23 protein-coding genes and 1 riboswitch are annotated in these 25,232 nt (G+C 36.3%); of the genes, 3 read left to right on the top strand and 20 right to left on the bottom strand.

The features are described 5' to 3' along the window. Window positions 1–246 precede the first annotated feature (246 nt). From G4D61_RS10955 to G4D61_RS10910, 10 genes are all read right to left on the bottom strand, one after another. Entirely contained in the window at window positions 247–2,151 is a 1,905-nt protein-coding gene (locus G4D61_RS10955) for a DHA2 family efflux MFS transporter permease subunit (protein WP_025728332.1), read from the bottom strand. Window positions 2,152–2,160: 9 nt separating this feature from the next. Further along, window positions 2,161–2,814, bottom strand: coding sequence for a beta-barrel domain-containing protein (locus G4D61_RS10950; protein WP_035348569.1), 654 nt, complete (start codon window positions 2,812–2,814; stop codon window positions 2,161–2,163). 7 nt (window positions 2,815–2,821) lie between these two features. Continuing rightward, window positions 2,822–3,268: a MarR family winged helix-turn-helix transcriptional regulator gene (locus tag G4D61_RS10945; protein WP_025728336.1), complete on the bottom strand. Its 447-nt coding sequence runs from the start codon at window positions 3,266–3,268 to the stop codon at window positions 2,822–2,824. A 297-nt stretch (window positions 3,269–3,565) separates the two neighbouring features. After that, window positions 3,566–4,468, bottom strand: coding sequence for a sulfite exporter TauE/SafE family protein (locus tag G4D61_RS10940; RefSeq protein WP_025728338.1), 903 nt, complete (start codon window positions 4,466–4,468; stop codon window positions 3,566–3,568). Between the two features lie 148 nt (window positions 4,469–4,616). Beyond that, window positions 4,617–4,727: riboswitch (SAM riboswitch) on the bottom strand. 244 nt (window positions 4,728–4,971) lie between these two features. Beyond that, window positions 4,972–5,412 (bottom strand): D-aminoacyl-tRNA deacylase, encoded by a 441-nt coding sequence (gene dtd / locus G4D61_RS10935; protein ID WP_025728340.1) that lies wholly within the window; start codon window positions 5,410–5,412, stop codon window positions 4,972–4,974. 13 nt (window positions 5,413–5,425) lie between these two features. Further along, entirely contained in the window at window positions 5,426–7,615 is a 2,190-nt protein-coding gene (locus G4D61_RS10930; RefSeq protein ID WP_025728342.1) for a RelA/SpoT family protein, read from the bottom strand. Between the two features lie 383 nt (window positions 7,616–7,998). Beyond that, window positions 7,999–8,511, bottom strand: a complete 513-nt coding sequence (locus G4D61_RS10925) for an adenine phosphoribosyltransferase (RefSeq protein ID WP_025728343.1) — start codon at window positions 8,509–8,511, stop codon at window positions 7,999–8,001. Then, window positions 8,502–10,871, bottom strand: coding sequence for a single-stranded-DNA-specific exonuclease RecJ (gene recJ, locus G4D61_RS10920; protein WP_025728345.1), 2,370 nt, complete (start codon window positions 10,869–10,871; stop codon window positions 8,502–8,504). The genes G4D61_RS10925 and recJ overlap by 10 nt, the downstream gene beginning before the upstream one ends. 152 nt (window positions 10,872–11,023) lie before the next feature. Then, window positions 11,024–13,291 carry a protein translocase subunit SecDF gene (secDF, locus tag G4D61_RS10915; protein ID WP_025728347.1) on the bottom strand — a complete coding sequence of 756 codons (2,268 nt, stop codon included), beginning with the start codon at window positions 13,289–13,291 and terminating at the stop codon, window positions 11,024–11,026. Window positions 13,292–13,405: 114 nt separating this feature from the next. Further along, the gene (locus G4D61_RS10910) at window positions 13,406–13,717 is read right to left on the bottom strand and encodes a post-transcriptional regulator (RefSeq protein ID WP_025728349.1); all 312 of its coding nucleotides are present in this window, start codon (window positions 13,715–13,717) and stop codon (window positions 13,406–13,408) included. A gap of 106 nt (window positions 13,718–13,823) precedes the next feature. Here G4D61_RS10910 and spoVB point away from each other — a divergent pair, with 106 nt between their 5' ends. Further along, complete coding sequence (spoVB, locus tag G4D61_RS10905; protein WP_025728351.1) at window positions 13,824–15,368, top strand: stage V sporulation protein B; 1,545 nt, start codon at window positions 13,824–13,826, stop codon at window positions 15,366–15,368. Between the two features lies 1 nt (window position 15,369). Here spoVB and G4D61_RS10900 read toward each other — a convergent pair whose 3' ends face one another. Next, window positions 15,370–16,023, bottom strand: coding sequence for a DUF421 domain-containing protein (locus tag G4D61_RS10900; protein ID WP_025728353.1), 654 nt, complete (start codon window positions 16,021–16,023; stop codon window positions 15,370–15,372). A gap of 175 nt (window positions 16,024–16,198) precedes the next feature. Here G4D61_RS10900 and G4D61_RS10895 point away from each other — a divergent pair, with 175 nt between their 5' ends. Further along, on the top strand, window positions 16,199–16,594 hold the full coding sequence (locus G4D61_RS10895; protein ID WP_025728355.1) for a TIGR04086 family membrane protein: 396 nt from the start codon (window positions 16,199–16,201) through the stop codon (window positions 16,592–16,594). 49 nt (window positions 16,595–16,643) lie between these two features. On the opposite strand, the gene yajC is transcribed toward G4D61_RS10895, so the two are convergent. The 9 genes from yajC to safA form a co-directional block, all read right to left on the bottom strand. Then, entirely contained in the window at window positions 16,644–16,967 is a 324-nt protein-coding gene (yajC, locus tag G4D61_RS10890) for a preprotein translocase subunit YajC (protein ID WP_025728356.1), read from the bottom strand. Between the two features lie 32 nt (window positions 16,968–16,999). After that, window positions 17,000–18,139, bottom strand: a complete 1,140-nt coding sequence (gene tgt, locus G4D61_RS10885; RefSeq protein WP_025728357.1) for a tRNA guanosine(34) transglycosylase Tgt — start codon at window positions 18,137–18,139, stop codon at window positions 17,000–17,002. 29 nt (window positions 18,140–18,168) lie between these two features. Beyond that, window positions 18,169–19,197 carry a tRNA preQ1(34) S-adenosylmethionine ribosyltransferase-isomerase QueA gene (gene queA / locus G4D61_RS10880; protein WP_025728358.1) on the bottom strand — a complete coding sequence of 343 codons (1,029 nt, stop codon included), beginning with the start codon at window positions 19,195–19,197 and terminating at the stop codon, window positions 18,169–18,171. A gap of 40 nt (window positions 19,198–19,237) precedes the next feature. Next, on the bottom strand, window positions 19,238–19,444 hold the full coding sequence (locus G4D61_RS10875; RefSeq protein ID WP_025728359.1) for a DUF2905 domain-containing protein: 207 nt from the start codon (window positions 19,442–19,444) through the stop codon (window positions 19,238–19,240). Next, the gene (gene ruvB / locus G4D61_RS10870; protein WP_025728361.1) at window positions 19,441–20,442 is read right to left on the bottom strand and encodes a Holliday junction branch migration DNA helicase RuvB; all 1,002 of its coding nucleotides are present in this window, start codon (window positions 20,440–20,442) and stop codon (window positions 19,441–19,443) included. The genes G4D61_RS10875 and ruvB overlap by 4 nt, the downstream gene beginning before the upstream one ends. A gap of 22 nt (window positions 20,443–20,464) precedes the next feature. Continuing rightward, window positions 20,465–21,067: a Holliday junction branch migration protein RuvA gene (gene ruvA, locus G4D61_RS10865; protein ID WP_025728363.1), complete on the bottom strand. Its 603-nt coding sequence runs from the start codon at window positions 21,065–21,067 to the stop codon at window positions 20,465–20,467. Window positions 21,068–21,151: 84 nt separating this feature from the next. Next, window positions 21,152–21,694 (bottom strand): BofC C-terminal domain-containing protein, encoded by a 543-nt coding sequence (locus G4D61_RS10860; RefSeq protein WP_025728365.1) that lies wholly within the window; start codon window positions 21,692–21,694, stop codon window positions 21,152–21,154. A gap of 192 nt (window positions 21,695–21,886) precedes the next feature. Then, window positions 21,887–22,861: an aminoglycoside phosphotransferase family protein gene (locus G4D61_RS10855; protein WP_163173909.1), complete on the bottom strand. Its 975-nt coding sequence runs from the start codon at window positions 22,859–22,861 to the stop codon at window positions 21,887–21,889. Between the two features lies 1 nt (window position 22,862). Then, window positions 22,863–24,032, bottom strand: a complete 1,170-nt coding sequence (safA, locus tag G4D61_RS18425) for a SafA/ExsA family spore coat assembly protein (protein WP_035352500.1) — start codon at window positions 24,030–24,032, stop codon at window positions 22,863–22,865. Between the two features lie 650 nt (window positions 24,033–24,682). On the opposite strand from safA, the gene G4D61_RS10845 reads away from it, so the two are divergent. Next, complete coding sequence (locus G4D61_RS10845; protein ID WP_025728370.1) at window positions 24,683–25,225, top strand: transcription repressor NadR; 543 nt, start codon at window positions 24,683–24,685, stop codon at window positions 25,223–25,225. Window positions 25,226–25,232 lie beyond the last annotated feature (7 nt).

The raw sequence follows: 25,232 nt of genomic DNA, 5'->3' as shown, positions 1-25,232 counted from the left end.
TAATATCATTATTATAAGCTAAAAAGACAGTTAAAGGTTTAATTTATTCAACCTTTAACCGTCTAATAATTTAATGGACTTTTTCAGTGCCCTCCGTACAGCGCCGAGGAGGCTCAGCTTCCGCCCGCGGAAAGCGAGCATCCTGAAGCGGAAATCTAAACTTTCCTTTAACAAAGAAAATAAAAAAAGAAGAGGAGAATCTTATATACTGAGATTTCCCTCTTCTTTTTTTATTTAATTCAGTAATTATTCTTTAATTTTGTTTGGTCTTGCACGTCTAATAAAGAAGGCAAGAATCAATGCAACAACTGCAATTCCAGTGGCAACAAGAAAGGCATCATTAATCCCTTCAATGGTTGCTTGTTGTGAAACTTTTCCATAAAGCACGTAATTCGTAAGTGCTTGACCGGTTTGAGTAGAACCGCCAGTTAATTGCGCAAACCCTTGGCTAAGCTGAGCAAATTTATTTGCAATATATGGGTTTGCACTTGAAACAACATCCGCATAATTCGCAGTATGGAAACTTGCTCTATTCGTCATGACAGTTACAAGAAAAGCAGTTCCGATACTACCTGCAACAGTACGGGCAGTATTAGATGCTGCCGTACCATGACTCGTTAAATGCAGAGGTAATTGGTTCATACCTTCTGTCATAACCGTCATCATGATGAATGACATACCGAACATTCTCAATACGTATAGAAGCATTAAATGCGGGTAAGTCGTAGACATTGATAAATGCGTAAATTGGTATGTTGTAATAACAGTGATAATTAAACCGACTACTGCCAACCATCTTGCACCAATTCTATCAAATAGCCATCCAGAAATTGGCGACATGATCCCCATTACAATCGCACCTGGGAGCATTAACAGACCCGAATCGAGAGCCGAGAATCCACGGATATTCTGCAAATAAATTGGAAGCAGAATCATTGCCGCAAACATCGCCATATTAATAGCCATACTGATAATTGTCGTAAGTGCAAAAATATCATATTTAAATACACTTAAATTCAACATTGGCTCTTTTGTTGTTACTTCACGAATTACAAAGGCAACTAATGCTGCAATACCAATAATTAGCGAAATAATTACTGTTTTACTATCCCAACCATCATTACCAGCTTCACTAAATCCGTAAAGCAAGAATCCAAAACCGATCGTTGAGAAGATAATGCCTGGTAAATCCATTTTTGGATTCGTTCTTTTCGTAACATCTTTCATCCATATCAACGCAAAAATTAAGTCAACGATGCCGAATGGAATAATGAGATCAAATAGCACGTGCCAGTTATAATGACCAATTAACCAACCAGATAATGTTGGACCTACTGCAGGAGCGAAAATCATTGCGACCCCCATAAGCCCCATTGCGGCCCCACGTTTTTCTGGTGGGAAAATGGTTAACATAACTGTCATTAGCAACGGCATGATAATACCTGCACCAGCTGCCTGTACAACACGTCCTACCATCAAAATAGAGAAGTTCGTTGAGATTGCACATAAAATGGAACCGATCGTAAATAGAGAAACTGCCGAAATAAGCATATTTCTCGTTCCCCATTTAGTAATCATAAACGCAGTGATCGGAATTAAAATCCCATTTACAAGCATATAGCCTGTAGATAACCATTGCACAGTGTTTGCTGATACATTCAAATCGTTCATAATATGTGGAATGGCAACGTTAAGGAGCGTTTGGTTAAGAATCGCAACAAATGCCCCAAGCATGATAGCAAAAATAATTTTTCCTCTACTAAAAGGGATATCATCAGAAGCATGATGTTTCTTAACCGTTTCAGGCGCAACTTCATGTTCTAATTCTGCTTCTTTGCTCATTTGGATCGCTTTTTCAGCTTCCAATTTTTCTTCTTCACTTACAATTGCCTTTTCAGCGTCTAAGTTCTCTTCTTTACTTAATTGAACAACTTCTTCTTTCTCTTCTGTTGTAGAATATAGTTGTTCATTTTCTGCTGTTTGATTTGTTATCGTACTTTCTGCAACCGTACTTTCGGTATGGACTGTTTCTGTTTCCTTTTCCTCATTGTTAATGAGTAAATTCTTTTTTCCTCGTCTTTTCAATAAGAAATTAACGAGTAAAAGTAAAATAATTGACAAAAGAACATAACCAGCAATAAATATTGTCATTAAATTCACCTACTTATGAATACGAACAGTTACATTCATACCAGGAACCAAATCTAAACCACCATAATTATCAAGTGAAACTTTTACAGGAATAACTTGTGTTTCTTTTGTATAATTACCAGAGCTATTATCGCTAGGTAGTAATGAGAAAGTACTTGCAGTTGCCTGACCGATTGATTCTACTTTACCTGTTAATTTTGAATTAGGATATGCATCTACATAAACATCAACGTCTTGATCAACTTTTACATCATCGATATCTGTTTCATCAACATTAGCAGTAACCCATAAACCTTTTAAATCATAACTTTGAGCAAGTGGTGATCCTGCTGCGATATAAGTATTTTTCACTGCAGAATTTTTTACAACTGTACCGTCTGCAGGTGCTTTAATATTTACTTTTGTAGTAGTGCCTTTGTCTGTTGTTACTTCAACAGTACCAATTGTGTCGTTTTTATCAAATCTTTTTCCTTCTTGCCCTTTCCAATCCACTAATTTACCTGCTGCTGGAGAAGCAATGGAAACTTGTTGACCATCAATTTTAGCATTATCTGTACTGATGTAAGACACGGAACGGTTATAGAAGTAGTACCCTGTAAAACCTCCACCTACCAATACAATTAAAATAATGATGTTAATTAATATCATTTTTCTAGCACTCATAAACTTATTATTCCTCCTCAGATGTTAAAATTTCTAAAATTTTATTATGAAACTTTATCACTTGTTGTAACTCATCGTGATAATTTTCCTCAATAACATTTAATTTGTGCGAAAGTATTGATTCGCTATTCATGTAATCTTGTAATTTTTCTTTCCCTTGCTCTGTTAAACGGAGCACTATCGCTCTGCGATCTTTTTGCGATGCTACCCTATCAAGAAGGTTTTGATTGACTAGACGATCAACCACACCGCTTACTGTACTTTTACTTTTCGATAAGTTTAAGTGTTCTGCCAGTTCATTCAACCCAATTTCAGGATTTTTCGAGATTGTATGAAGTACAAACAATTGCAATACAGTTAAGTTTAATTTTTCGATGTCTTTATTTGCAAGTCGAAAAATTTCTTTATTTACCCTGGACATTGTCAACAAAAACTCATTATTGAAAAGATCCATAACTCCTCCTTCCGATCGCTCATTAATACTTTACACAAGAATAATTCGTATGCGAACTATTCACGAACTCTATAATTACATACCTAAAGTTAATTGTCAATCATTTAATTTTATTTTTCCATAAGAAAACGTTTTATTATTTGTAAATAGCATTTACTATTTTTACCAGTTATTTATACATTAGCTTAGCTATCTTCTTTCAATTCCCAAGTCTTTATGTTTTAAACTCAAGTTGTAAAAGCCACAAATAAAAAGAGCTGCCAATAAATATTATAGCGACAGCCCAATAATTACATGCTATTCAATTTGCATCGTTTCAGATGTTTGCCCTTTTTTAACAACGGTATTCCTATATTTTTTAATTGTAAAAATGAAGACGGAGAACCACAAAATGAACATTACAATATAAATAATGCTATTCCAGACAGTTGGTAATTTACCTAATGATAACAATGTTTGGATATTTGTGAAAATAATCATGCCACTTACAAATACTGCGAGTAAATGCGAAGGTAATATTTTTACTAGATATGCGGCAATTGGAGCTGCAATCATTCCTCCGAGCATTAAGGCGATTGTCCAAATCCAATTAATTTGATGCGCCCCAAGTGAAAGAAGAAAACCAATACTAGATGCTAAAGCGACAGCAAATTCACTCGTATCTACGGAACCAATCACTTTTCTAGGCTCAATATCATCTCTAGATAATAACGTTGGCGTGGCAATAGGGCCCCATCCACCGCCGCCAGTTGCGTCAAAAAAACCTGCGATAAATCCTAATGGAATAAAAAATGCTTTTGTCATTTTTTTTCTTTTCTTTTGCTTGCTTTGATTATTTTTTATAATAAATCTGAACAGGACATATAATCCTAACAACATAAGAAAAATCGATATATATGGCTTTAATGTATTTGCTGGTAAATGGCTTAATATCGTGGCTCCAAGAAAGGCTCCGATTGCACCTGGAATAATTAGTCTCCAAGCAATTTCTTTATCCACGTTTCCAAATCTTGTGTGTGAAATGCCTGATGCTCCTGTAGTAACAACTTCAGCCAAATGAACAGATGCTGAAGCTACAGCTGGTGTGATACCGAAAGCTAAAAGCAATGATGTCGATGTTAAACCGTATCCCATTCCGAGTGAGCCATCGACTAATTGTGCAATGAGCCCAACGAATGCGAGTATTATTAATTTTTGCAAAACTCCCAATCCCCTTTCATTTTCAAAAAAAAACATTGATCATCCCATTTTGACTAACATACTAATCTAATTCATGCTTATCGGTTCCGCATACGATACAAAAAAAATCCTTTCCACTCTAGGAAAGAATTTTCAGGTACATATGTATACCTTATCTCCCAAAATGGATCCCATTTTGCTGGACTTAGCACCTTACCATGTTAAATGGCAGGTTGCCGGACTTCACAGGGCCAGATCCCTCCGTCACTCTTGATAAGTTCAATTGTTGTTTACAATTTTATCAGAAAGTTGATAAAAGTCAATGAAATTTTTCATAGTTTTTTGATTGGATTAATTACCTATATGACAATTAGGAAAATGAAGGTAAATAAAAAAAGCCTTGCTAAATGACATTGTTGATAATTAATGATTGCTGATTCACTTTAGTATGGCTAAAATGGATCACCATTATAAAAATCAACAAGTACATTTAGCAGAGCTTAAAAATAAGAATTTAGTACTTTCTACTTACTTTCTAAAATGAGTGTAACAGGACCATCGTTCACTAAATGAACATCCATCATCGCACCAAATATGCCTGTTTCTACATGAACATTTTTTTCTTGTAAAAGTTCATTAAATCGATCATACAACACCTTTGCCTGATCAGGTTTTGCAGCTTCCATAAAGTTTGGACGTCTTCCTTTTCGACAATCACCGTATAAGGTGAATTGCGATACCGACAAAATTTGCCCATGTACATCTAAAAGCGAAAAATTCATTTTTTCTTGTTCATCTTCAAATACGCGTAAATTCACGATCTTGTCCGCTAAATAAGCAGCATCCTCTTCAGAGTCTTCATGTGTTATACCAACAAGTAAAACAAAGCCATTGGCAATTTTTCCTACCGTTTGCCCCTTTACATCAACTTTTGCTTCTTTACAACGCTGCAAAACTACTCTCATTAACAATACCCCTTTAACTCATAATTCTTCGGACAGAGTAAATATCTGAAATATGCTTAATTCTTTCAACTACTCTATGAAGATGGCTAATATTTTGAATAGAAATTGTCATTGTAATGGTAGCCATTTTATTACGATCGGATCGGCCACTGACAGCTGATATTTTCGTTTTTGTTTCACTCACAACCTGCAGTACTTCATTAAGAAATCCATTACGATCAAAACCAGTAATCTCTATATCAACATTATATTCTTTAAGTTCTGTTGTATCTGTTTCCCATTCCACAGGTATTAGGCGATCTTGCATGTCAACATTTTGTACATTCGGGCAATCAGAGCGGTGAACCGATACGCCCCTGCCTTTTGTAATAAAACCAACAATTTCGTCACCTGGAACTGGATTACAACATTTTGAAAGACGAATGAGTAAGTTATCAATGCCTTTTACTTTTACACCCGAATCTCTTCGACGATGCTTCACTGGCACTTTGATTTCTGCGATGGCCTCTTTTATCGCATCTTCAGAATCACGTTTCTTCCGCCACTTTTCTGTTAGACGGTTAGCAATTTGGCTTGCTGTTATACCATTATATCCGACAGCAGCATACATGTCCTCTTCATTAGCAAAATTAAACTTATCGACAACCTTTTGTACATTCTCAGGAACAAAAATTTCTTTTAAATCAAAATCCATGTTTTTAACTTCTTTTTCTACTAGCTCCTTGCCCTTCAAGACATTTTCTTCTTTTCGCTGCCGTTTGAAAAATTGTCTAATTTTGTTTTTTGCCTGCGATGTTTGTGCTAGATTCACCCAGTCCAAACTTGGACCGTAAGAGTGCTTAGAAGTGAGAATTTCAATAATATCCCCTGTTTTCAGCTGATAGTCAAGCGTGACCATTTTCCCGTTCACTTTTGCACCAATCGTCTTATTGCCGATTTCCGAATGAATTCGATAAGCAAAATCAATTGGAACAGATCCAGAAGGAAGTTCAATTACATCACCTTTTGGCGTAAACACATAGACCATATCTGAAAATAAATCAATTTTTAATGATTCCATAAATTCTTCTGCATTTGTTGTGTCGTTCTGAAATTCTAATATCTCTCTAAACCAAGATAATTTTTTCTCAAACGACGTTTTTTCATTAACGGTTTTGCCTTCTTTGTATGCCCAGTGTGCCGCAACACCATATTCAGCAATACGATGCATATCAATCGTACGAATTTGAACTTCTAATGGATCTCCTTTCGGACCGATAACCGTCGTATGGAGCGATTGATACATATTTGGTTTTGGCATAGCAATATAATCTTTAAAACGCCCTGGCATCGGTTTCCAGCATGTATGAATAATACCTAGAGCAGCGTAACAATCTTTAATACTATTGACGATAATTCTAACTGCTAACAGATCATATATTTCGTTGAATTGTTTATGCTGCAACACCATTTTTCTATAAATGGAATAGATATGTTTCGGTCTTCCTGAAATTTCAGACTTAATGGAAATATCTTGGAGTCTTTCTTTTACTTCATCGACAACATTATCTAAATACTTTTCACGCTCAGCGCGTTTTCTTTTCATTAAATTGACAATGCGATAATACTGTTGTGGATTTAAATAACGCAGTGCAGTGTCTTCTAGTTCCCATTTGATCTTTGAAATTCCAAGTCGATGCGCTAATGGTGCAAAAATTTCGAGAGTCTCATTTGCAATTCTTCTTTGTTTTTCAGGGGGAAGATGTTTTAACGTTCTCATATTGTGTAATCGGTCTGCTAATTTAATCAAAATGACTCTTATATCTTGAGCCATTGCAACAAACATTTTACGATGGTTTTCAGCCTGCTGCTCTTCATGAGATTTATATTTGATTTTCCCAAGTTTCGTTACGCCATCGACGAGCATTGCTACTTCATCATTAAACTCTTCAGCAAGTTGTTCAAGCGTCACCTCTGTATCTTCGACAACATCATGTAGAAAACCAGCCGCGACGGTTGAAGGATCCATCTCCAAATCAGCTAAAATTCCAGCCACTTGAATCGGATGAATAATATAAGGTTCACCAGATTTGCGGAATTGATGGCTATGTGCATCTCTTGCAAATTCATACGCATGCCGCACCATAGAAACATGATCATCATTAAGATATTTCTTCGTCCGTTCGATCACATCATCGGCGGTTAAAATTTGATCGTTCGCCATAAAAAATCACCTTTATATAAAGTATAATATGAAAATCAATTTAACGAATAATTAACCATATTGTAATTATTATCATGAAAAAAGCGAGGAATGTAAAGTAAATCAAGCATTTTTTATCGAAAAAAGGGGAATTTGTTGAATAAAGCAAAAAGAAAACGTTTTAATTAATATTTGTTTTCATAAAACTTGGTTGCGTTTCATAAAAAAGGAATAGCCATCTCATAAGTTTCTCCGCCCCAATTCATTTTTTTGAATGCCAAAGAGGATCTCAGATTGACCGTGGAAAACGAATCCCTGCAGCGAAAATCAACTGCTTACTCCCTTTCAAAGTTAATAAGAAAAAGAAACCGACATATATGCCGATTTCTTTCTCATTCAACAGCTTAATATTTCATTAAGGTAAGAATATCGTATCCTTTTAACTTTTCACGTCCATGCAAATAATCTAATTCAATTAAGAAGGCAAGACCTGCAACAACGCCGCCTAATTCTTCTACGAGTTTAATGGATGCTTCCATTGTCCCACCTGTAGCTAAAAGATCATCTGTAATTAATATACGCTGACCAGGCTTAATGGCATCTTTATGAATGGTTAAAACATTTTTTCCATATTCTAAATCGTATTCTGCTTTAATCGTTTCGCGTGGTAACTTTCCTTCTTTACGGACTGGTGCAAAACCAACACCTAACTCATATGCAACAGGGCAACCAATAATAAACCCACGTGCCTCTGGCCCTACGACTAAATCAATTTGTTTTTCTTTTGCATATTCAACAATTTGATTCGTAGCATATCTGTAAGCTTCGCCGTCATTCATTAGCGGAGTGACATCTTTAAATAACACTCCTTCCTTTGGCCAATCTGGAACTATTGAAATATACTTTTTTAAATCCATTTAATTGCTTCCTCCTCGTACTGTGCAGATGGTTTCATCAGCTGATCAAACCATACTCTCAATTCATGAAAAGATGAATAGAGTAAATCTTTTTCCATTTTATATTGTGCTTGTTTTCTTTGATAAGTTAAAGATTCTTGTAAATCCCGCTTATGTTTTACTGAATTAAGAGAAATAAGCCCATCCTTTATTGTAACAAACTCAAGATCAAAAAACACCTGTGAAATAAAATCGACTGTATTTCGAGACCAACCGCGATAAGCCGCTAAATCATCTCCATGTTTTTGCAGGTCAAATGTTTTCCGCTTTGCTAGAAACGCATAAAACCATTTAAAATGTTCTCTCGTTGGAAATGTGCTAAAAAAATGATCTTGTTGATGAAAGAAATAAGCATAAATTCTGCTAGGCGCTTGTCCCCTTATAAGCTTGGTGATTAAATCTGCATCAGTAGGAAGATCAAGCAGGACAATATTTTTATTATAAGTATTAAACTCAATCGCGTCTGTCTCAGTCTGGATGTGTTCAACATGAATAGGATACTTCGATAATTGCAAACGTTCAATCGTTTCCTCTTGAAACACGATAAAAGCTTGATCCTGCTTCGGTACTTGCAGCACCCACTGATCGAGTGGTTTATGTCCTCTAAAATCAAAAAGCTGCCAATGATCCACACAAAGATCTCTAACAATCATTTGTGGTTTTCGAATATTGTTCCATTCATTAATGGATAATTCTCCTACTAATGAAAGCTTGGAATCTGGTGATATATGGTTAGCACAATCCCCTAATCCAAAACCGATACCATCCAATGTATAGTCGCCACTTGTAAGCAAAAGTTTCAAGTGTTGCTGGTCTGCACCAATCTGACGCAGCTGCTGAACTTCAACTTGTTCAATTAAAACTTTTGGCTTTGGATTTCCAGTACCGAACGGAGCTAGTAAATCAAGCTGGCGAATCGCGTCCAAATCGACATCTTCCAGACCAATTTTAATATTAACAGTTGTAATTGGAATGAAGTCTTCTTTTGATAATATTTGTGCTGCTTGCCTGTTTAAACGCTCGCGCAATTCATCAACATGTTCAATAGACAACGTCATCCCTGCTGCCATCGGATGTCCGCCAAAATGCGGAAGAATATCTCTACATTCAGATAACTGATTGAATAAATGAAATCCTTCAATACTTCGGGCAGAGCCTTTCGCCAAACCTTTTTCTTGATCATAGCTTAAAACAATTGTCGGCCGATAAAAGCGCTCGACTAGCCGTGATGCGACAATCCCAATTACTCCCGCATTCCAGCCTTCCTTGCCAACGACAATCACTTTCGTGTCATCTGGTTGAAAGCTTTCTTCCACCATTTGAATTGCTTCTTTTGTCATTTCATTTACAATTTTTTGCCGTTCTTGATTGAGTTCATTGATTTCGGTTGCTAGATCAAATGCTTCTTCTTCATGATCAGAGAGCAATAGCTCTGCAGCAGGATCAGCTTGACCTAAACGGCCTGCAGCATTTAAACGCGGAGCAATTACAAATCCAATTGTTTCTTCATTAATTTCAGACTGTTCGATTTCTGATACCTTGCATAATGCTTGGATCCCTTCGCGTTTGGAAGTACGCAGTCTACTAATACCATTTTTAGCGATCAAGCGATTTTCTCCTAATAAAGGAACTAAATCAGCCACTGTTCCAATTGCTGCAAGATCCTCCAAATGTTCTGGAACCTTATTTAATAATGCATGTGCAACTTTAAAAGCAACCCCAACACCTGCTAATTCTTTGAAAGGATAAATACTGTCAGGATGTTTAGGATGAACAATTGCAAAAGCGTCTGGCAAAACAGGACCCGGTTCATGGTGATCAGTAATAATAAGTGTCAAACCTAGTTCTTTAGCTACTGATGCTTCATGGACAGCGGCAATTCCTGTATCTACAGTAATAATTAATTGAAATCCTTGCGCAGCAGCCCACTTAAAAGCCGCTTCATTCGGTCCATATCCTTCGGTAAAACGATTTGGAATGTAGAACTGGGCATTTGCCCCCATTTCATTTAAAGCAGACATCATCACTGCAGTGCTGCTTACGCCATCCGCATCGTAATCTCCAAAAACAAGAATTGGTTCTTCATTTTCTATTGCGATCTTAATACGATTAATGGATTTTTCCATATCATGGAGTAAAAATGGATCAAAGTAATGACCCTCTTCTTGAAATAAAAAAGACCGCGCCTCATCAATATTTTCGATTCCGCGGTTTACCAATAATTTCGCGACAAGTGGTGCAATATTCAATTGCTTCGTCATGGATTCTACTACAACATCATTCGAGTTACTAACACGCCATCTAGTTTTGGAATCTAACATATTCACACCTCTTTTAACAACTTCTAATTATATCGTGAAGCAGAAACCATGTCATCTACTAAATTTAGGCTCTCGTCAAAGCCAATTAAAAAAGGTCTGATATCATCGACATTTCCGATACCAGACCTCTTTTTTGTTTCTATAGTGTTTCATTAAACTTGCGGTTCATCTGACCATTTCCGTTTTTCCTTTTCAACTTTAATTGAGCCGTTTCTCTTCAATTGACGTTTTTTCAATTGGAACCAAACTTGTGCAGCGATAAAGATCGAAGAATAAGTTCCGGTAATTAAGCCCACTAATAATGCAATTGAAAAGTTTCGAATAGATTCACTGCCAAACACTAGTAAAGCGATAACGGTAAGAACGACCGTCAATACTGTGTTTACAGATCTTCCTAATGTTTGTCGAATGCCCGCATTTACAATTGCTTTTAATTCTTGCTCTGTTTTGATCCGACGTTTTCGTTTTAAATTATCGCGAATTCTATCAAACGTAACGATCGTATCATTAATTGAATAACCAGCAATTGTTAAAATTGCCGCTATAAATGTAACATCAACTTCTAACCTTGTAATACTGAAAAAGGCGATCATGAAAAAGACATCATGGAAAAGCGCTACAATTGATGCAATCCCCATATAAAACTCAAATCGGAATGCAACGTATACAATAATACATGCTGCAGCGATTAACAACGCATAGATAGCACTTTTCGCTAGTTCTTTTCCGACAGTAGGTGATACCGAGCTTATACTTGGATTCACACCATATTTATGTGAAAAATATGACGTAATTTCAGTTACCTTGTCTTTGCCGCTAAAAGACCCTTTAATACGAATGATCGCTTTTTCATTATGATTCCCTGCAAAAACAATATCTTCAGATTTTAAATGTAATGTATTTAAATCCGATTCAATCTGTTGCTGTGTTAATGGATGATGGGCATCGACTTCTATTCTTGTACCACTTGTAAAATCAATGCCGAGATTCAATCTAAATATAAATAGAACGATAAATCCAGCAATGATTAGAACGCTTGAAAGTGTAAAAAAGAATTTACGATGTTTAACAAAATCATACCAATCAAATTTTGTTTTCAAATCATGTGTATCAATATTCTCAGAAATATCATGAATAGCTGATTTTTTTACACCGAACCAGCTCGGACGTTTTTTTAACGCATTGCTATTAACCCATAGGCCTAATAGCAATTTTGAACCATAGACAGCCGTTAAAAAGCTTAACAAAATACTAATGATTAATGTAGTTGCAAAACCTTTAACAGAACTAATTCCGAAAATATATAAAATAACAGCAGCGATGATCGTTGTTAAGTTCGCATCAAAAATTGTAATAAATGATGATTTATAGCCTGCCTTAAAGGCTGATTTTATTGTCTTGCCAACCCTTAGTTCCTCTTTTATCCGCTCGTACGTAATGATATTGGCATCGACAGCCATCCCTACTCCAAGAACGAGGGCAGCAACACCTGGTAATGTTAATGTTGCTCCAATCAATCGGTATATGAGAAGCAATAAGAAAATGTAAATTGCTAATGAGACAACCGCAATAAATCCAGGAAAACGATAGTAGCCTATCATAAACACAAAGATAGCTAAAATCCCGATAATTCCAGCTGTTACCGTATCTTTCAATGCTTCTTGTCCAAATGATGCACCAACAGAAGTTGAATAAATTTCATGTAATTTCACAGGAAGTGCTCCAGCGTTTAATAGTGCTGCAAGATCTTGTGCTTCTTTCACTGTAAAGTTTCCTGTAATTTGAACAGTGTCTGTATTAAACACTTCATTAACATTTGGGTTAGAAAGGAATTTAGGATGTTTCTTTGCTACCTCTTTTTTATAGGAATCCTTTCCTTCTTGGAAGTCCATCCAGATTACGAGCTGATTATTTGGGGCCATTTTCAAGATTTTTTGTGTTACGTCATGGAATTTTTGACGACTTTTTAAACGTAATTCCACGTCTGGTTTGTTATTTGAATCAAAAGACTGTTTTGCTTTTCCTTCAACTAAATCTGAACCATCCATCATTAATTTATCATTCACATCGCGGAATGTTAAATTTGCCTGTGTTGATAACATTTTTCGTGCTTCGTTTTGGTCTTTTACACCTGCTAACTGAACACGGATGCGATTATTTCCCTCAACTTGAATAATCGGTTCGCTTACACCAAGAGCATTAATTCTTCGATCAAGTGCCTCTGCTGTATTAGCAAGAGCAGCTTTATCAATTTTTTGCCCTTTTTTAGCGGGTTCTACTTTATAGAGAACTTCGAATCCTCCTTGTAGATCAAGACCTAAATTAATTTTTTTCACAATTTTGTCTGTTGTTCCTCCAATAACTCCTGCACAAAGCAAGACGATAATAAAGAAAGCAACAATACGGCTTCTTTTTACCATTATGTAAATCCTCCTAGCAAAATAACAAGCATATCAAAAAAGCTGAAATTTCAAACGACCCGTATATAACAACTCTATTATGAATTACAAAAAAAACAGTGTCAATTTTTCTAATTATTTAGTCTTGTCCGGGTATAACAATTCTTCTAACTCATCTTCATTGATATCTTCAAACCAGTTAGGAGATCGATAAGCTTCAATTGTTTTATAGTTCATAAAATCTCCAATCTTTATCGTTAAAATATCTGACACAAGTTCATACATTCGCATTTCCTCTTGAACTTTCTTCCATTTTTTATTGATTAAAAAATCCCATAAATCTTGGATAGAGATGGCACCATATCCAATAATTTTAAACTCTTCAGCCTTACTCTTTAAGACTGGTTTCATTTCTTCAAAATACTTGCTATGTGGATGGACCCCCATAAAGTAGTTTTCCCCTCTCTAAATGAACTTGTCATGCTTTGTCCCTATTAGTGCATATACTTCATTGTATAGGAAATTAGCGTATTTGAGAAGGTAGGTTAACTTGATGTCCAAGTTTTTGAGAGGAACAATCATTTTACTTATAGCAGGTTTTATTACAAGAGCACTTGGATTTATAAATCGAATTGTCATTGCACGTTCTTTAGGTGAAGAAGGCGTCGGTCTTCATCAGATGGCATTCCCGACACTTATGCTTGTTGTTACGGTTACTCAGCTTGGTTTGCCCGTAGCAATATCAAAATGCGTTGCAGAAGCGGATGCAGTTGGAGATCGCTATAAAATTAAAAAGATTTTAGTGATGTCCCTATTTATTACGATTTCGTTATCTGTTATTTTTACACCGAGTTTAATTATTTTCGCACCTTATTTAGCCGATCTCTTATTTACAGATTCACGTGTTTATTATCCGCTTGTCGCAATTACACCAATTATTCCGATCGTCGCGGTTTCAGCTGTGTTGCGTGGCTATTTCCAAGGAAAACAAAATATGAAACCATTTGCGATTTCTCAAGTCGTTGAACAAACGGTTCGTATTTTGTTTATTGCCATTCTTGCCCATTTGTTGCTGCCTTACGGAATAGAATTTGCTACTGCGGGTGTGATGGTTGCATCAATTCTTGGTGAATTAGTGTCGCTTTTTTATATGTTTACCGTGTTTAAAATTAAAAAAACAATCCCAATTAGAAAAAATTACTTTAAGTCATTGAAGGCTGGCAAAGACGTTCTGAAAGAATTAATGAGTGTCGCCATTCCTACGACAGGAAGTAGGTTGATTGGTAATATTTCCTGGTTTTTAGAACCTATCGTCGTTGCCCATAGTTTAGCATTAGCAGGCATAGCAGATCATATCGCTACAAAACAATATGGATCGTTAACGGGTTTCGCCTTACCGCTTTTAATGCTTCCATCATTTGTAACCTTTTCATTATCAACAGCACTCGTACCGGCAGTAAGTGAAGCATATTCTAAAAGAAACTTTGGATTAGTCGAGCACCGTTTACAGCAAGCGATTAGGTTTTCCTTATTAACAAGCGGGATATCTGTTATTATTCTTTATATATTTGCTGAACCCCTTATGTCACTCATGTACGGGACATCTAATGGCTCGCAATTTCTTCGGATTATGGCGCCGTTTTTTATCTTCCAATCGTTACAAGCCCCTTTACAGGCAACATTACAAGCTCTTGATCTTGCAAAAGCTGCGATGATTAATAGTATGATTGGAGCCGTTGTAAAACTAAGTGTTATTTTTGTACTTGCCTCCCAACCGCAATTTGGTATAAATGGTGCTGCGATTGGTATTATGACAAGTACTGTACTCGTTGCATTACTGCATTTTGCTTCCGTCATGAAAGTCATCCAATTTACACTATACGTGCGGGATTGGATTAAACTAACCATCGTGACTTTACTCTCAGGTTTTGCTGGCTATTATATCTTTAAAACATGTTTTCTACAAGAGCCATTTATTATGCGATTGTTGATAGGAATTGTCATTACTTCAATTATTTATTTAGTACTGCTTATTTGCACCAAACTAATTCATCGTTCTGATTTGCATCATATTCCAATTGTAAACAAGTTTTTATAAATTAGTTTTCATCTTTTAAATCAATATAAAACTGGCCATCTTGAAAACTGCAAAATGAAATATTATCAATCGTCCCATACCCGCGCTCTGCAAGTTCAGATTTTAACCACGATTCAGTTTTCCCATGTTTTTTTAAGTTTGCGATTTGCAAATGGCCATCGACAATAAACGGTTCTGTATAAGATGCCGTTTTATTTTTCTTTTTACTTTTTTTAATGATAGATAATTTACCTGATGTCTCTAAAATCGCATATTCTACATCTGAAATATTATCAATATCTTTTGACCGTAGCTGCATTAAAAGATCGTCGAAATTATAACGTTGTTTTCTCATTTCTTTTTCGTCGATCTTTCCTTTATTAATAATAATACTCGGTTTTCCGTCGATAATTTTTCGGACATGGCTGCTTCGTAAAGAAGCAAAAGCAAGCAATAGTTGAATGACTAGCAATATGATCATTGGAAATAACGCATCAATAATCGGTTCATGATGATTTTCAATCGCTACCGCGGCCATTTCACCGATCATAATGAACACAACTAAATCTAGTACATTCAGTTCGCCAATCTCTCTTTTTCCCATTACACGAAAAATAACCAGAATAAGAACATATAAAATAATTGTACGAATAAAAATGGTCATTAAATTTTCCATACATATAATCCCCTATCAGAAATCCTTTTTCATCATCTTTAATAGTATGTACGTTTTACCTGAGAACTTTCATGAAGATATTATGATTCAAGATCAAAAAAGCATTCTAAATTCGCTTTTTGCTGAATATGCTTGTACTAAAGTAATGCATGTGCAAGTTTCATGAAAGGGGAGAATGACAATAGAAACGAGAAAATTAGGTATGAGTATCGTCTATGGAATTATTACCATCTTTGTGCTACTGTCGATATCAAGTTTAATCATCTCATTGATTTTACGTTTTACCGATGTCACTGAAAATTCGATCAGCATTATTGTAACGGTGATTTCTTTTATTACTCTATTTATTGGTGGTTTTATTTGCGGAGGCCGAGGAAAAAAGAAAGGTTGGCTGCTTGGAAGTCTAACAGGGATCATTTATACTTTTATTGTCTTCCTTGTTCAATATTTAGGATACGATGAATTATTTTCACTTCAACAAATCATTTATCATATTTGTTATATTGCTACCGCAACAATGGGCGGAATTTTAGGCGTTAACCTTACATCTGGCAATTCTCGGGAAGCTTAAATAATTTGGAAAAAACAGCACAAGTTTATACTTGTGCTGTTTCTATATATTATTTAGATTCCTCAACTGGTTTAGGCTCTTCAACTTTTTTTGTTTCTGCAACGCTTGCCGCTTTTGATTCCGTTACTTCACGGATAGCTGAACGATCAAAAGTTAAACGTGAACCATCTCCACATTTTAACACGACTTTATTATCATCAATTGAATCAACAATCGCGTGCAATCCACCTATTGTTACAACTTTATCTCCTTTAGATAAGCTGCTTTGCATCGCTTGAACATTTTTTTGTCTTTTCTGCTGTGGTCTAATTAATAAAAAGTAGAACAACACAAACATAATGATAATCGGCAGAATTCCTGCAAGATTTCCCATGCTATTACCTCCTTCCACTACTTGTATTTATATTAGAAATTTTTCGCATCCGGACGATTGAATCCGTATTGCTCAAAAAATTCTTCACGGAAATCACCAAGACGATCTTCACGAATCGCTTGTCTTACATTTTCCATTAATTTTAACAGAAAATATAAATTATGGTAAGTAGTTAATCGCATTCCGAATGTTTCATCGCATTTTATTAAGTGGCGAATATAGGCACGCGTATAGTTGCGGCATGTATAACAATCGCAATGTTCATCTAATGGGCGGAAATCGCGAGCATATTTTGCATTTTTAACGACAAGACGGCCTTTGCTTGTCATAACCGTCCCATTTCTAGCAATCCTTGTTGGTAATACACAATCAAACATATCAATACCGCGAATAGCTCCATCAATAAGCGAATCAGGGGAACCTACTCCCATTAAGTAACGCGGCTTATTTGATGGCAACAACGGCGTCGTAAATTCAAGCACACGATTCATTACTTCTTTCGGTTCTCCAACTGATAATCCACCTACAGCATAACCCGGAAAATCAAGAGATACAAGATCATTTGCACTTTGCCGGCGTAAATCCTCAAATTCTCCGCCTTGGACAATCCCAAACAGTCCTTGAACATCTGGACGCTGATGTGCATTGAGACAACGCTCAGCCCATCTTGACGTCCTTTCAACAGATTGCTTCATATAGTCATATGCTGCTGGATATGGAGGACATTCATCAAATGCCATCATAATATCAGAGCCAAGTGCATTTTGAATTTCCATTGACTTTTCAGGCGAGAGAAATAATTTATCACCATTTAAGTGATTTCTAAAATGAACTCCCTCTTCTACGATGTCACGTATTTTACTTAAACTAAATACTTGGAAACCGCCTGAATCTGTTAAGATTGCTTGGTCCCAGTTCATAAATTTATGAAGGCCGCCTGCCTCTCTGACAATATCATGTCCTGGTCGAAGCCATAAGTGATAAGTATTGCTTAAAATCGTTCCCGCTCCCATTGTTTTTAAATCTTCCGGCGACATCGTTTTAACAGTTGCTAGCGTTCCAACTGGCATAAACATCGGTGTCTCAAAAGATCCATGTGGAGTGTGTATCATACCAAGGCGTGCACCTGTTTGTTTGCACGTTTTGATTAATTCGTATTTAATTGCAGTCAAGAATTTTTCTCCTTCCTCAAATAACCTCACTATTTAATGAACATTGCATCGCCAAAGCTAAAAAAGCGATATTGTTCTTTTACAGCAGTCTCATATGCGTGTAACACATGCTCTCTGCCTGCTAAAGCACTAACAAGCATAATTAAAGTTGACTTTGGCAAATGAAAATTCGTAATCATCGCATCAATGCCTTTAAATTCATAGCCTGGATAAATAAAAATATCTGTCCAGCCACTTGTTGCGACAATGTTGCCATCATGCTCAGAAGCGATTGTTTCAAGCGTTCTCGTTGAGGTCGTTCCTACTGAGATGACGCGTCCGCCATTTTTCTTTACATCCATAATAGCTTTAGCCGCTTCTTCTGAAACTTGATAAAATTCAGCATGCATATCATGGTTTTCAATTTCATCCACACTTACAGGACGGAAAGTTCCTAAGCCTACATGCAAAGTGATAAAAATGATTTTAACACCCATTTTTTCTATTTCTTTCAAAAGTGATTCAGTAAAATGCAAGCCGGCAGTTGGTGCCGCAGCAGATCCAACTTCTCTTGCATAAACTGTTTGATAGCGATCTTGATCATCAAGCTGTTCTTTAATATATGGTGGCAGCGGCATTTCTCCGAGTTCATTCAGCACTTCATAAAAAATGCCCTCATAATCAAATTTCATAATTCTGCCGCCATGATCAAGTTCTTCTATACAAGTTGCTTTTAATTTTCCTTCGCCAAAGATAATTTCAGTACCAGCTTTTACTCTTTTTGCTGGCTTGACAAGTGTTTCCCATTGATCATTTTCCTGCTGTTTTAATAGCAGTACTTCAATATTTGCACCCGTATCTTCTTTCACGCCAAATAGTCTAGCAGGCAATACTTTCGTATCATTCAATACGAGACAATCACCGGGATGAAGATATTCTGTAATATTTTTGAACACTGTATGTTCAATTTCCCCAGTTTTTTTGTCTAATACCATTAATCTGCTATCCGAACGATTTTTTAATGGTGTTTGTGCAATAAGTGATTCTGGTAAGTCGAAATCAAATAAATCTATTTTCATTTGTTATTCACCTTCAAAAGTTTAGTTCTTTTATGAAATGTTATTTAAAGCGTCCAATTATATATAATATCACAGATAAGATGATACTTAATAATATAGACGTTACAATTGGAAAATAAAATGTTGTATTTCCTTTTTTTATCAAAATATCACCAGGAAGTCTACCAATTTTAATGAATTGCATCAGCAGCCCAATTATAAAAAGAATTACAGCAATCGTCATCAATGTCTTCCCAATTCCATTCACTTTCCAGGTACCTCCATATTGAAATGGTGATAGACTAAATTCGTTACGATTCTTCCCCTTGGTGTCCGTTGCAAAAATCCTATTTGCATTAAATACGGTTCATAAACATCCTCGATCGTTTCTGCTTCTTCCCCAATACTTGCTGCAATTGTTTCAAGTCCAACAGGGCCGCCTTTAAATCTTTCAATAATTGCTTTTAAAAGCTTGTGATCGATATGATCGAGTCCGAGCTTGTCAACTTGCAGTAGCTGTAATGCATAATTTGCCAGTTCTTGAGTAATAATACCATCACCTTTTACTTGGGCAAAATCGCGGACCCTTCTAAGAAGACGATTCGCAATTCGCGGCGTTCCTCTCGACCTTCTGGCAATTTCTTCTGCCCCTGTTCGTTCAATTTGCGTTTGTAAAATGTCAGCCGTCCGCATCGCAATATGTGTAAGCTGTGCCTGTGTATAAAATTCAAGCCTGCTTAACACACCGAATCGATCCCGTAACGGCGCGGAAATTGCTCCAGCCCTTGTTGTCGCTCCAATAAGCGTGAAGGGGGGTAAATCAAGTCTTATTGATCTAGCACTTGGTCCTTTGCCAATGACGATATCTAAGCAGAAATCTTCCATTGCTGGATACAAAACCTCTTCAATTGATTTTGGCAAACGGTGGATTTCATCGATAAATAGCACTTCACCAGGCTCTAACGCGGTTAATACCGCTGCTAGATCTCCAGGTCTTTCGATTGCTGGGCCAGAAGTTGTTCTAATATTAACGCCCATTTCATTTGCAATCACCATTGCCAAAGTTGTTTTTCCAAGTCCAGGAGGTCCATATAAAAGCACATGATCTAGTGTTTCATTCCGTTGCTTTGCTGCTTCAATAAACACAGCGAGATTTTGTTTCACTTTTTCTTGGCCAATATATTGACTTAACGTTTGCGGTCTTAAACTCAGTTCAAGAAAAAGTTCCTGGTCATTTGCATCACTAGAAACAACGCGGTCATCCATTCTTCTCCCTCCTGACAAATTTTTACTTTACTAACGTCCTTAATGCTAGTTTAATATATTCATCTGTTGTTAAATCTTGTTGCTTCAATTGTGGCGTAATCTTGTTAATTTCTTTTTGTGAATAGCCTAATGCTTGCAAGGCAAGGATTGCTTCTTCTAATGATTGATTCGACACTTCTTTTTGCAGCACTTCTTCATGATTAAATAAATTCGGCTGATCCGTAATCACGTCCAATTTTCCTTTCAAATCAAGAATCATTTGCCGTGCTGTTTTTTTGCCGACACCTGGAAACTTAGTTAAAAATGTTTCATTTTCATGGTCGATTGCTTCAACTACTTGGGCGGGTTGTCCATAAGCTAAAATTGCAAGGGCGCCTTTCGGACCAATTCCTGAAACATTCAGCAATTTTTTGAACAACTGTTTTTGCTCTGCCGTTTCAAAACCATAAAGAGCAATCATGTCTTCGCGAACATGTTGATATGTATAGATTTTACATTGTTTATTGATATGTTTTGTAAATACATATGGATTCGGTGTTAAAATTTGAAAGCCAACGCCATTATTGTCTATTACAACATAATCTGGGTACACCGAATCCACAGTGCCTTTAATATATTCGTACAAACTCACACTCTCCTCAAAACTTGCTATCATTTATTTTAACATATTGTCGCAAGTATGTGGAATGAGCGCACAATAGACTTTAGACTATGACTGATTCTTTGTGACAGAATATGGTTTTAATGTTTCAACCCATTTTTCATAGGACTTCTTCGATGTAATTCGCACACCTTTCTTCAATAGCTCCTGCTTATGTCCTTCAAGTTTTTTAATATCTAATTGAAAAAACGACTGAATTACTTCTTTATTTTTAGGTTTTCCATTAAAGATCGATAATGTTGCATCCTTTGAAAGTCCAATATAGCCATTTGTTTTCATTAACGGTGAGATGTCATTTATCTTTTTTTGTAAGACAATTTCATCCTCTTCTAAATCAACCACTTTCCAATCGTGATATTTTGCTAATATTTTTTTGATGGATTGTTTTTTCTCATTGCGAACTTCTTCACTTACTTCTCCATCAATATACCTGCGCTCCAATAATACTGTGATTTCATTTTTTCCAGCAGCCTGAACATGAACCCGTGATTTCTCATTATTTATTGGATGATGCGAATGATTCGTCGTCAGCATATTCCACCCACCAAACATTAGAAACATGAACAAGACAATCCGGATAGTTGTAGACATTTAAGGTCACCTCTATAATAAATACAATCTCTATTTATAGTGTGACCTATTTTCACATGATTAATCTTAAACGATGTAAAACATTTTTCATATAGTCTACATTGTTATGATGACCAGCTTTATAAAGGCTCTTTAACAACGGAAAAAGAGACCAGCCCTATATTGCTGGAGCTGTCCCTCCTACTGTCCCTACTATTCAATATATCTTTCAACACTATGGAAAAAGGCTTTTCTTTCTTGAAATTGTTCAAATGTAATTTCCTCTAGATGAGGCAGCATATTTTTTTGCAACGATTTATCACTTTTACTAAAGCGATTCCACTCGCGCAGTACATCTGTCGGGAATTGCAAGGCATGCAAAAATACAGTTTTATCAATATGCGGTTCATATAATGTTAAAAGCTTTGGTAAAGACCATGAGATCGAAGGCAAAATCCGATTGCAAAATTGCAGGTCATCAATCCAAGCCGGTGCCATTCGCGCAAGATCAAAATCGATTAAGTATAATCGTTTATCTTTTCCTAGCAAAAAATTATGATGGGCAACATCGCCATGCGTTATACAGTACGGTGCTTGAACAAATACTTGCTGAAACGGTTCCAATTGTTTTAAAGAATATTTCGCCCAATACAAGTAGGATGATAGTATATTTTTTGGAATATATTTTTTTAAATATGTTTGATTCCGTTCAAATACTTTGTACCTTTGCTTCCATTTATTAATTTGGTCAAAAAATGGAAACTTTGTTTTCATGCTCATTGGAAGCTGTTCCGTTACTTCGTGATATCGTTTAAGTAATTGGTGCGCTTCTTTGATTTCTCTTACATTGGCGTATGAGAATTTTTTTTTACTCGGCTCTATATATTCTAAAATCCCCCAAATTTTATGATCAAATTGGCAATTAGCTGTCGTATGATTGGGATGAAAATAATACGTATTTGTAAATCCGTTATGACGCAACGCCTCTGTTAACTCAACCTGTCTCGCTAAACTCTCAACATTTGAAAATTCTTTCATCACCCATTTTTTATTTGCTGCTGTAATCAGCCATATATGTTTATGGTATTGTTTTATACCAATAATTGGTTCATCCAATCTTTTTTTTACATAAAGAAGGAGACGCCTTTGAAATTCGTCCCCTGTGTTGCTAAATGGCTGTTTTTGCATATTAGTCTTCTTCTGGCGCTTGATAATAAGGATTTGGTTGATATGGGTGACGATACGTTTGCGTGCCATATCCATAAGGCTGTTGCATTTGCTGCGGCTGCATTTGTTGTGGCATCATTTGTGGCTGCTGTTGTTCAACTGGCTGCCCATACATATTTTGATAAGGCGCTTGAGCTTGATATGGTTGTTGCATACCATATTGAGGAACATATTGTCCTGCTCCATCCGGATTACCAGCAAAGCCTTGTGGGTGTTGGCTAAATCCAGTCATAGGCATTTGCTGTGGTACATAAGATTGCTGTGGATGATGATATTCTCCTTGATGCTGTACAAATGGCACTGATGATGACGACGATGATGACGACTCTTCTTCTCCTACCCATACTCCATGTTGAGGTACTGGTTGATTATATCCTTGCCATACCGGAGCTTGATATGTTGGCATTGGTTCTACTGGCGGCATTGGTGCAGGGAATGGAGCTTGATGAAAAGGCATTTGCATTGGTCCTGCGTATGGCATTTGATGATGTGGAAATGCTGGCGGAAAAGGCGCGGGGCCTCCACAACCACAATCATGCATCGGCATTGGTGCTACAGGTGGATAAAAATTTGGGTACATACCTTCATAACACTCCTCTTGTATTGGCATTGTGTACATTTCCCCCGAAGAAGAGGATGATTCACATTCGTCTTTGTAGTAAATTGGCTGAACAGGTACCTCGTGTTTCACAGGTGGCGGAGGAGCGATTTGCGTATTTTGTTCAATTTCCGTCATATTTGTTAAATAGTAATTATTAATATCAATTTCCGGTACGACTGGTTTTGGCATTACTGGTTTATAAATAGTTTCTTTTTGATGAACGACATGCTCCTTCACAGGTTTTTCTTTAATTACTTCTTTTTGAACAGGCATTGTTGGTGTTGGCATTTGCTGAAATGGTGGTACTGCTTTTGGAACTTCTTTTTTCCCATGGCTGTATTCTTTTTTCCCTTGACTAAACTCTTTCTTTACTGTTCCTCCTGATGTTGGCACTTTAATTTTCATCCCTGGCATGATCATATCTGGATTTGATAATTGCGCATTCAACTTTTTCAGTTCATTAAAATCAGCACCATATTTTTTTGCAATTTTCCATAGTGTATCTCCCTTTTGTACGATATGGATCTTCACATGTTTCCCCTCCTCAGGCATAAGTCCATACATTCTATGTTTAAGTAGGCAAAATGCTATTGATTTACATAAAAATTTATGAAAAATTAAAAACAAATATACCTTCCCTGCAAAGATGGATAGGCATATTTGTTTATGACTAAATGATTGAATATATAGCAGATCATTTGCGGCAATCTGTCATATCCTCTTTTGATACATTGTATGTTTCCTTTCTTCAGTTATTACAAATGGTTGAACATCTCAATTTATACTAGTTAATAACTTGGGCTATATTTTGAGACTTTTTTATTTTCCCATCAAACTACTGCCCATTCATTTGAATAGAGTGGAAGCAACTCTTCTCTTTGAATAAAATACCTTTCTAAAACTAAAGACCATTATTTAGAAATATTTAAACGATTCATAAAGAAGTTGATTGGAGCAGAAGGATGCGAGACTCCTGCGGGAAAAGCTGGATTGAAGCGACCCCGCAGGCGTGCACGCCGAGGAGGCTCAGCATCCGCCCGCGGAAAGCGAGCATCCTGGAGCGGAAAGCAACTAACTTCTTTTAAGAAGTAAAACTAAATAACAACAGCGAGAAATATTTTTTTTAAAAGGATATTATGGTAAAATCCGTGTAAAAGACTATTAGAATCGAGGAGAAGACATTGACAGATAAGAAGAAAATTCTTGGTGATGAAAGACGGCAATGGATCCTCCAACTATTAAAACATAGCTCAACGCCTATTACAGGAGGAGAATTGGCAAAAAAGGCAAACGTAAGCCGTCAGATCATTGTAAATGATATTACATTATTAAAAGCAAAAAATGAACCAATTATCGCTACAAGTCAAGGCTACTTATTTTTACAGTCATCTCCACATCAGCAGACATTTGAAAAAACCATTGTTTGCTCTCATTCGACTGATCGTGTTCAAGACGAGCTTAACGCTTTAGTCGATCATGGTGTAACCGTCAAAGACGTAAAAATCGAACATCCTGTATATGGAGATTTAACTGCTTCTATTATGGTTTCTAACCGCCAAGAGGTTGGACAATTTATTCAAAAAATTCATGAGACGAAGGCTAGTTATTTATCGGTTCTGACAGGTGGTATTCACATTCATACGATCGAGGCTCCGAGCGAAGAACAGCTTAATAAGGCAGAAGAAACCTTGAGAGAAATGGGGATTTTATTTACAGAAAAATAAAAACGTG

This window comes from Heyndrickxia ginsengihumi, from assembly GCF_011008565.1.
Classification (GTDB): domain Bacteria; phylum Bacillota; class Bacilli; order Bacillales; family Bacillaceae_C; genus Weizmannia; species Weizmannia ginsengihumi.
The sequence above is the reverse complement of the archived record's forward strand: the minus strand, read 5'-3'. Positions and strand labels throughout refer to the sequence as shown.

What these genes read in the sequence shown, in the direction of transcription:
- G4D61_RS10955 (WP_025728332.1), bottom strand. Translation starts at nt 2,151, where the DNA reads ATGACAATATTTATTGCTGGTTATGTTCTTTTGTCAATTATTTTACTT.
- G4D61_RS10950 (WP_035348569.1), bottom strand. Translation starts at nt 2,814, where the DNA reads ATGAGTGCTAGAAAAATGATATTAATTAACATCATTATTTTAATTGTA.
- G4D61_RS10945 (WP_025728336.1), bottom strand. Translation starts at nt 3,268, where the DNA reads ATGGATCTTTTCAATAATGAGTTTTTGTTGACAATGTCCAGGGTAAAT.
- dtd (WP_025728340.1), bottom strand. Translation starts at nt 5,412, where the DNA reads ATGAGAGTAGTTTTGCAGCGTTGTAAAGAAGCAAAAGTTGATGTAAAG.
- G4D61_RS10930 (WP_025728342.1), bottom strand. Translation starts at nt 7,615, where the DNA reads ATGGCGAACGATCAAATTTTAACCGCCGATGATGTGATCGAACGGACG.
- G4D61_RS10925 (WP_025728343.1), bottom strand. Translation starts at nt 8,511, where the DNA reads ATGGATTTAAAAAAGTATATTTCAATAGTTCCAGATTGGCCAAAGGAA.
- recJ (WP_025728345.1), bottom strand. Translation starts at nt 10,871, where the DNA reads ATGTTAGATTCCAAAACTAGATGGCGTGTTAGTAACTCGAATGATGTT.
- secDF (WP_025728347.1), bottom strand. Translation starts at nt 13,291, where the DNA reads ATGGTAAAAAGAAGCCGTATTGTTGCTTTCTTTATTATCGTCTTGCTT.
- G4D61_RS10910 (WP_025728349.1), bottom strand. Translation starts at nt 13,717, where the DNA reads ATGGGGGTCCATCCACATAGCAAGTATTTTGAAGAAATGAAACCAGTC.
- spoVB (WP_025728351.1), top strand. Translation starts at nt 13,824, where the DNA reads ATGTCCAAGTTTTTGAGAGGAACAATCATTTTACTTATAGCAGGTTTT.
- G4D61_RS10900 (WP_025728353.1), bottom strand. Translation starts at nt 16,023, where the DNA reads ATGGAAAATTTAATGACCATTTTTATTCGTACAATTATTTTATATGTT.
- G4D61_RS10895 (WP_025728355.1), top strand. Translation starts at nt 16,199, where the DNA reads ATGACAATAGAAACGAGAAAATTAGGTATGAGTATCGTCTATGGAATT.
- yajC (WP_025728356.1), bottom strand. Translation starts at nt 16,967, where the DNA reads ATGGGAAATCTTGCAGGAATTCTGCCGATTATCATTATGTTTGTGTTG.
- queA (WP_025728358.1), bottom strand. Translation starts at nt 19,197, where the DNA reads ATGAAAATAGATTTATTTGATTTCGACTTACCAGAATCACTTATTGCA.
- ruvB (WP_025728361.1), bottom strand. Translation starts at nt 20,442, where the DNA reads ATGGATGACCGCGTTGTTTCTAGTGATGCAAATGACCAGGAACTTTTT.
- G4D61_RS10860 (WP_025728365.1), bottom strand. Translation starts at nt 21,694, where the DNA reads ATGTCTACAACTATCCGGATTGTCTTGTTCATGTTTCTAATGTTTGGT.
- G4D61_RS10855 (WP_163173909.1), bottom strand. Translation starts at nt 22,861, where the DNA reads ATGCAAAAACAGCCATTTAGCAACACAGGGGACGAATTTCAAAGGCGT.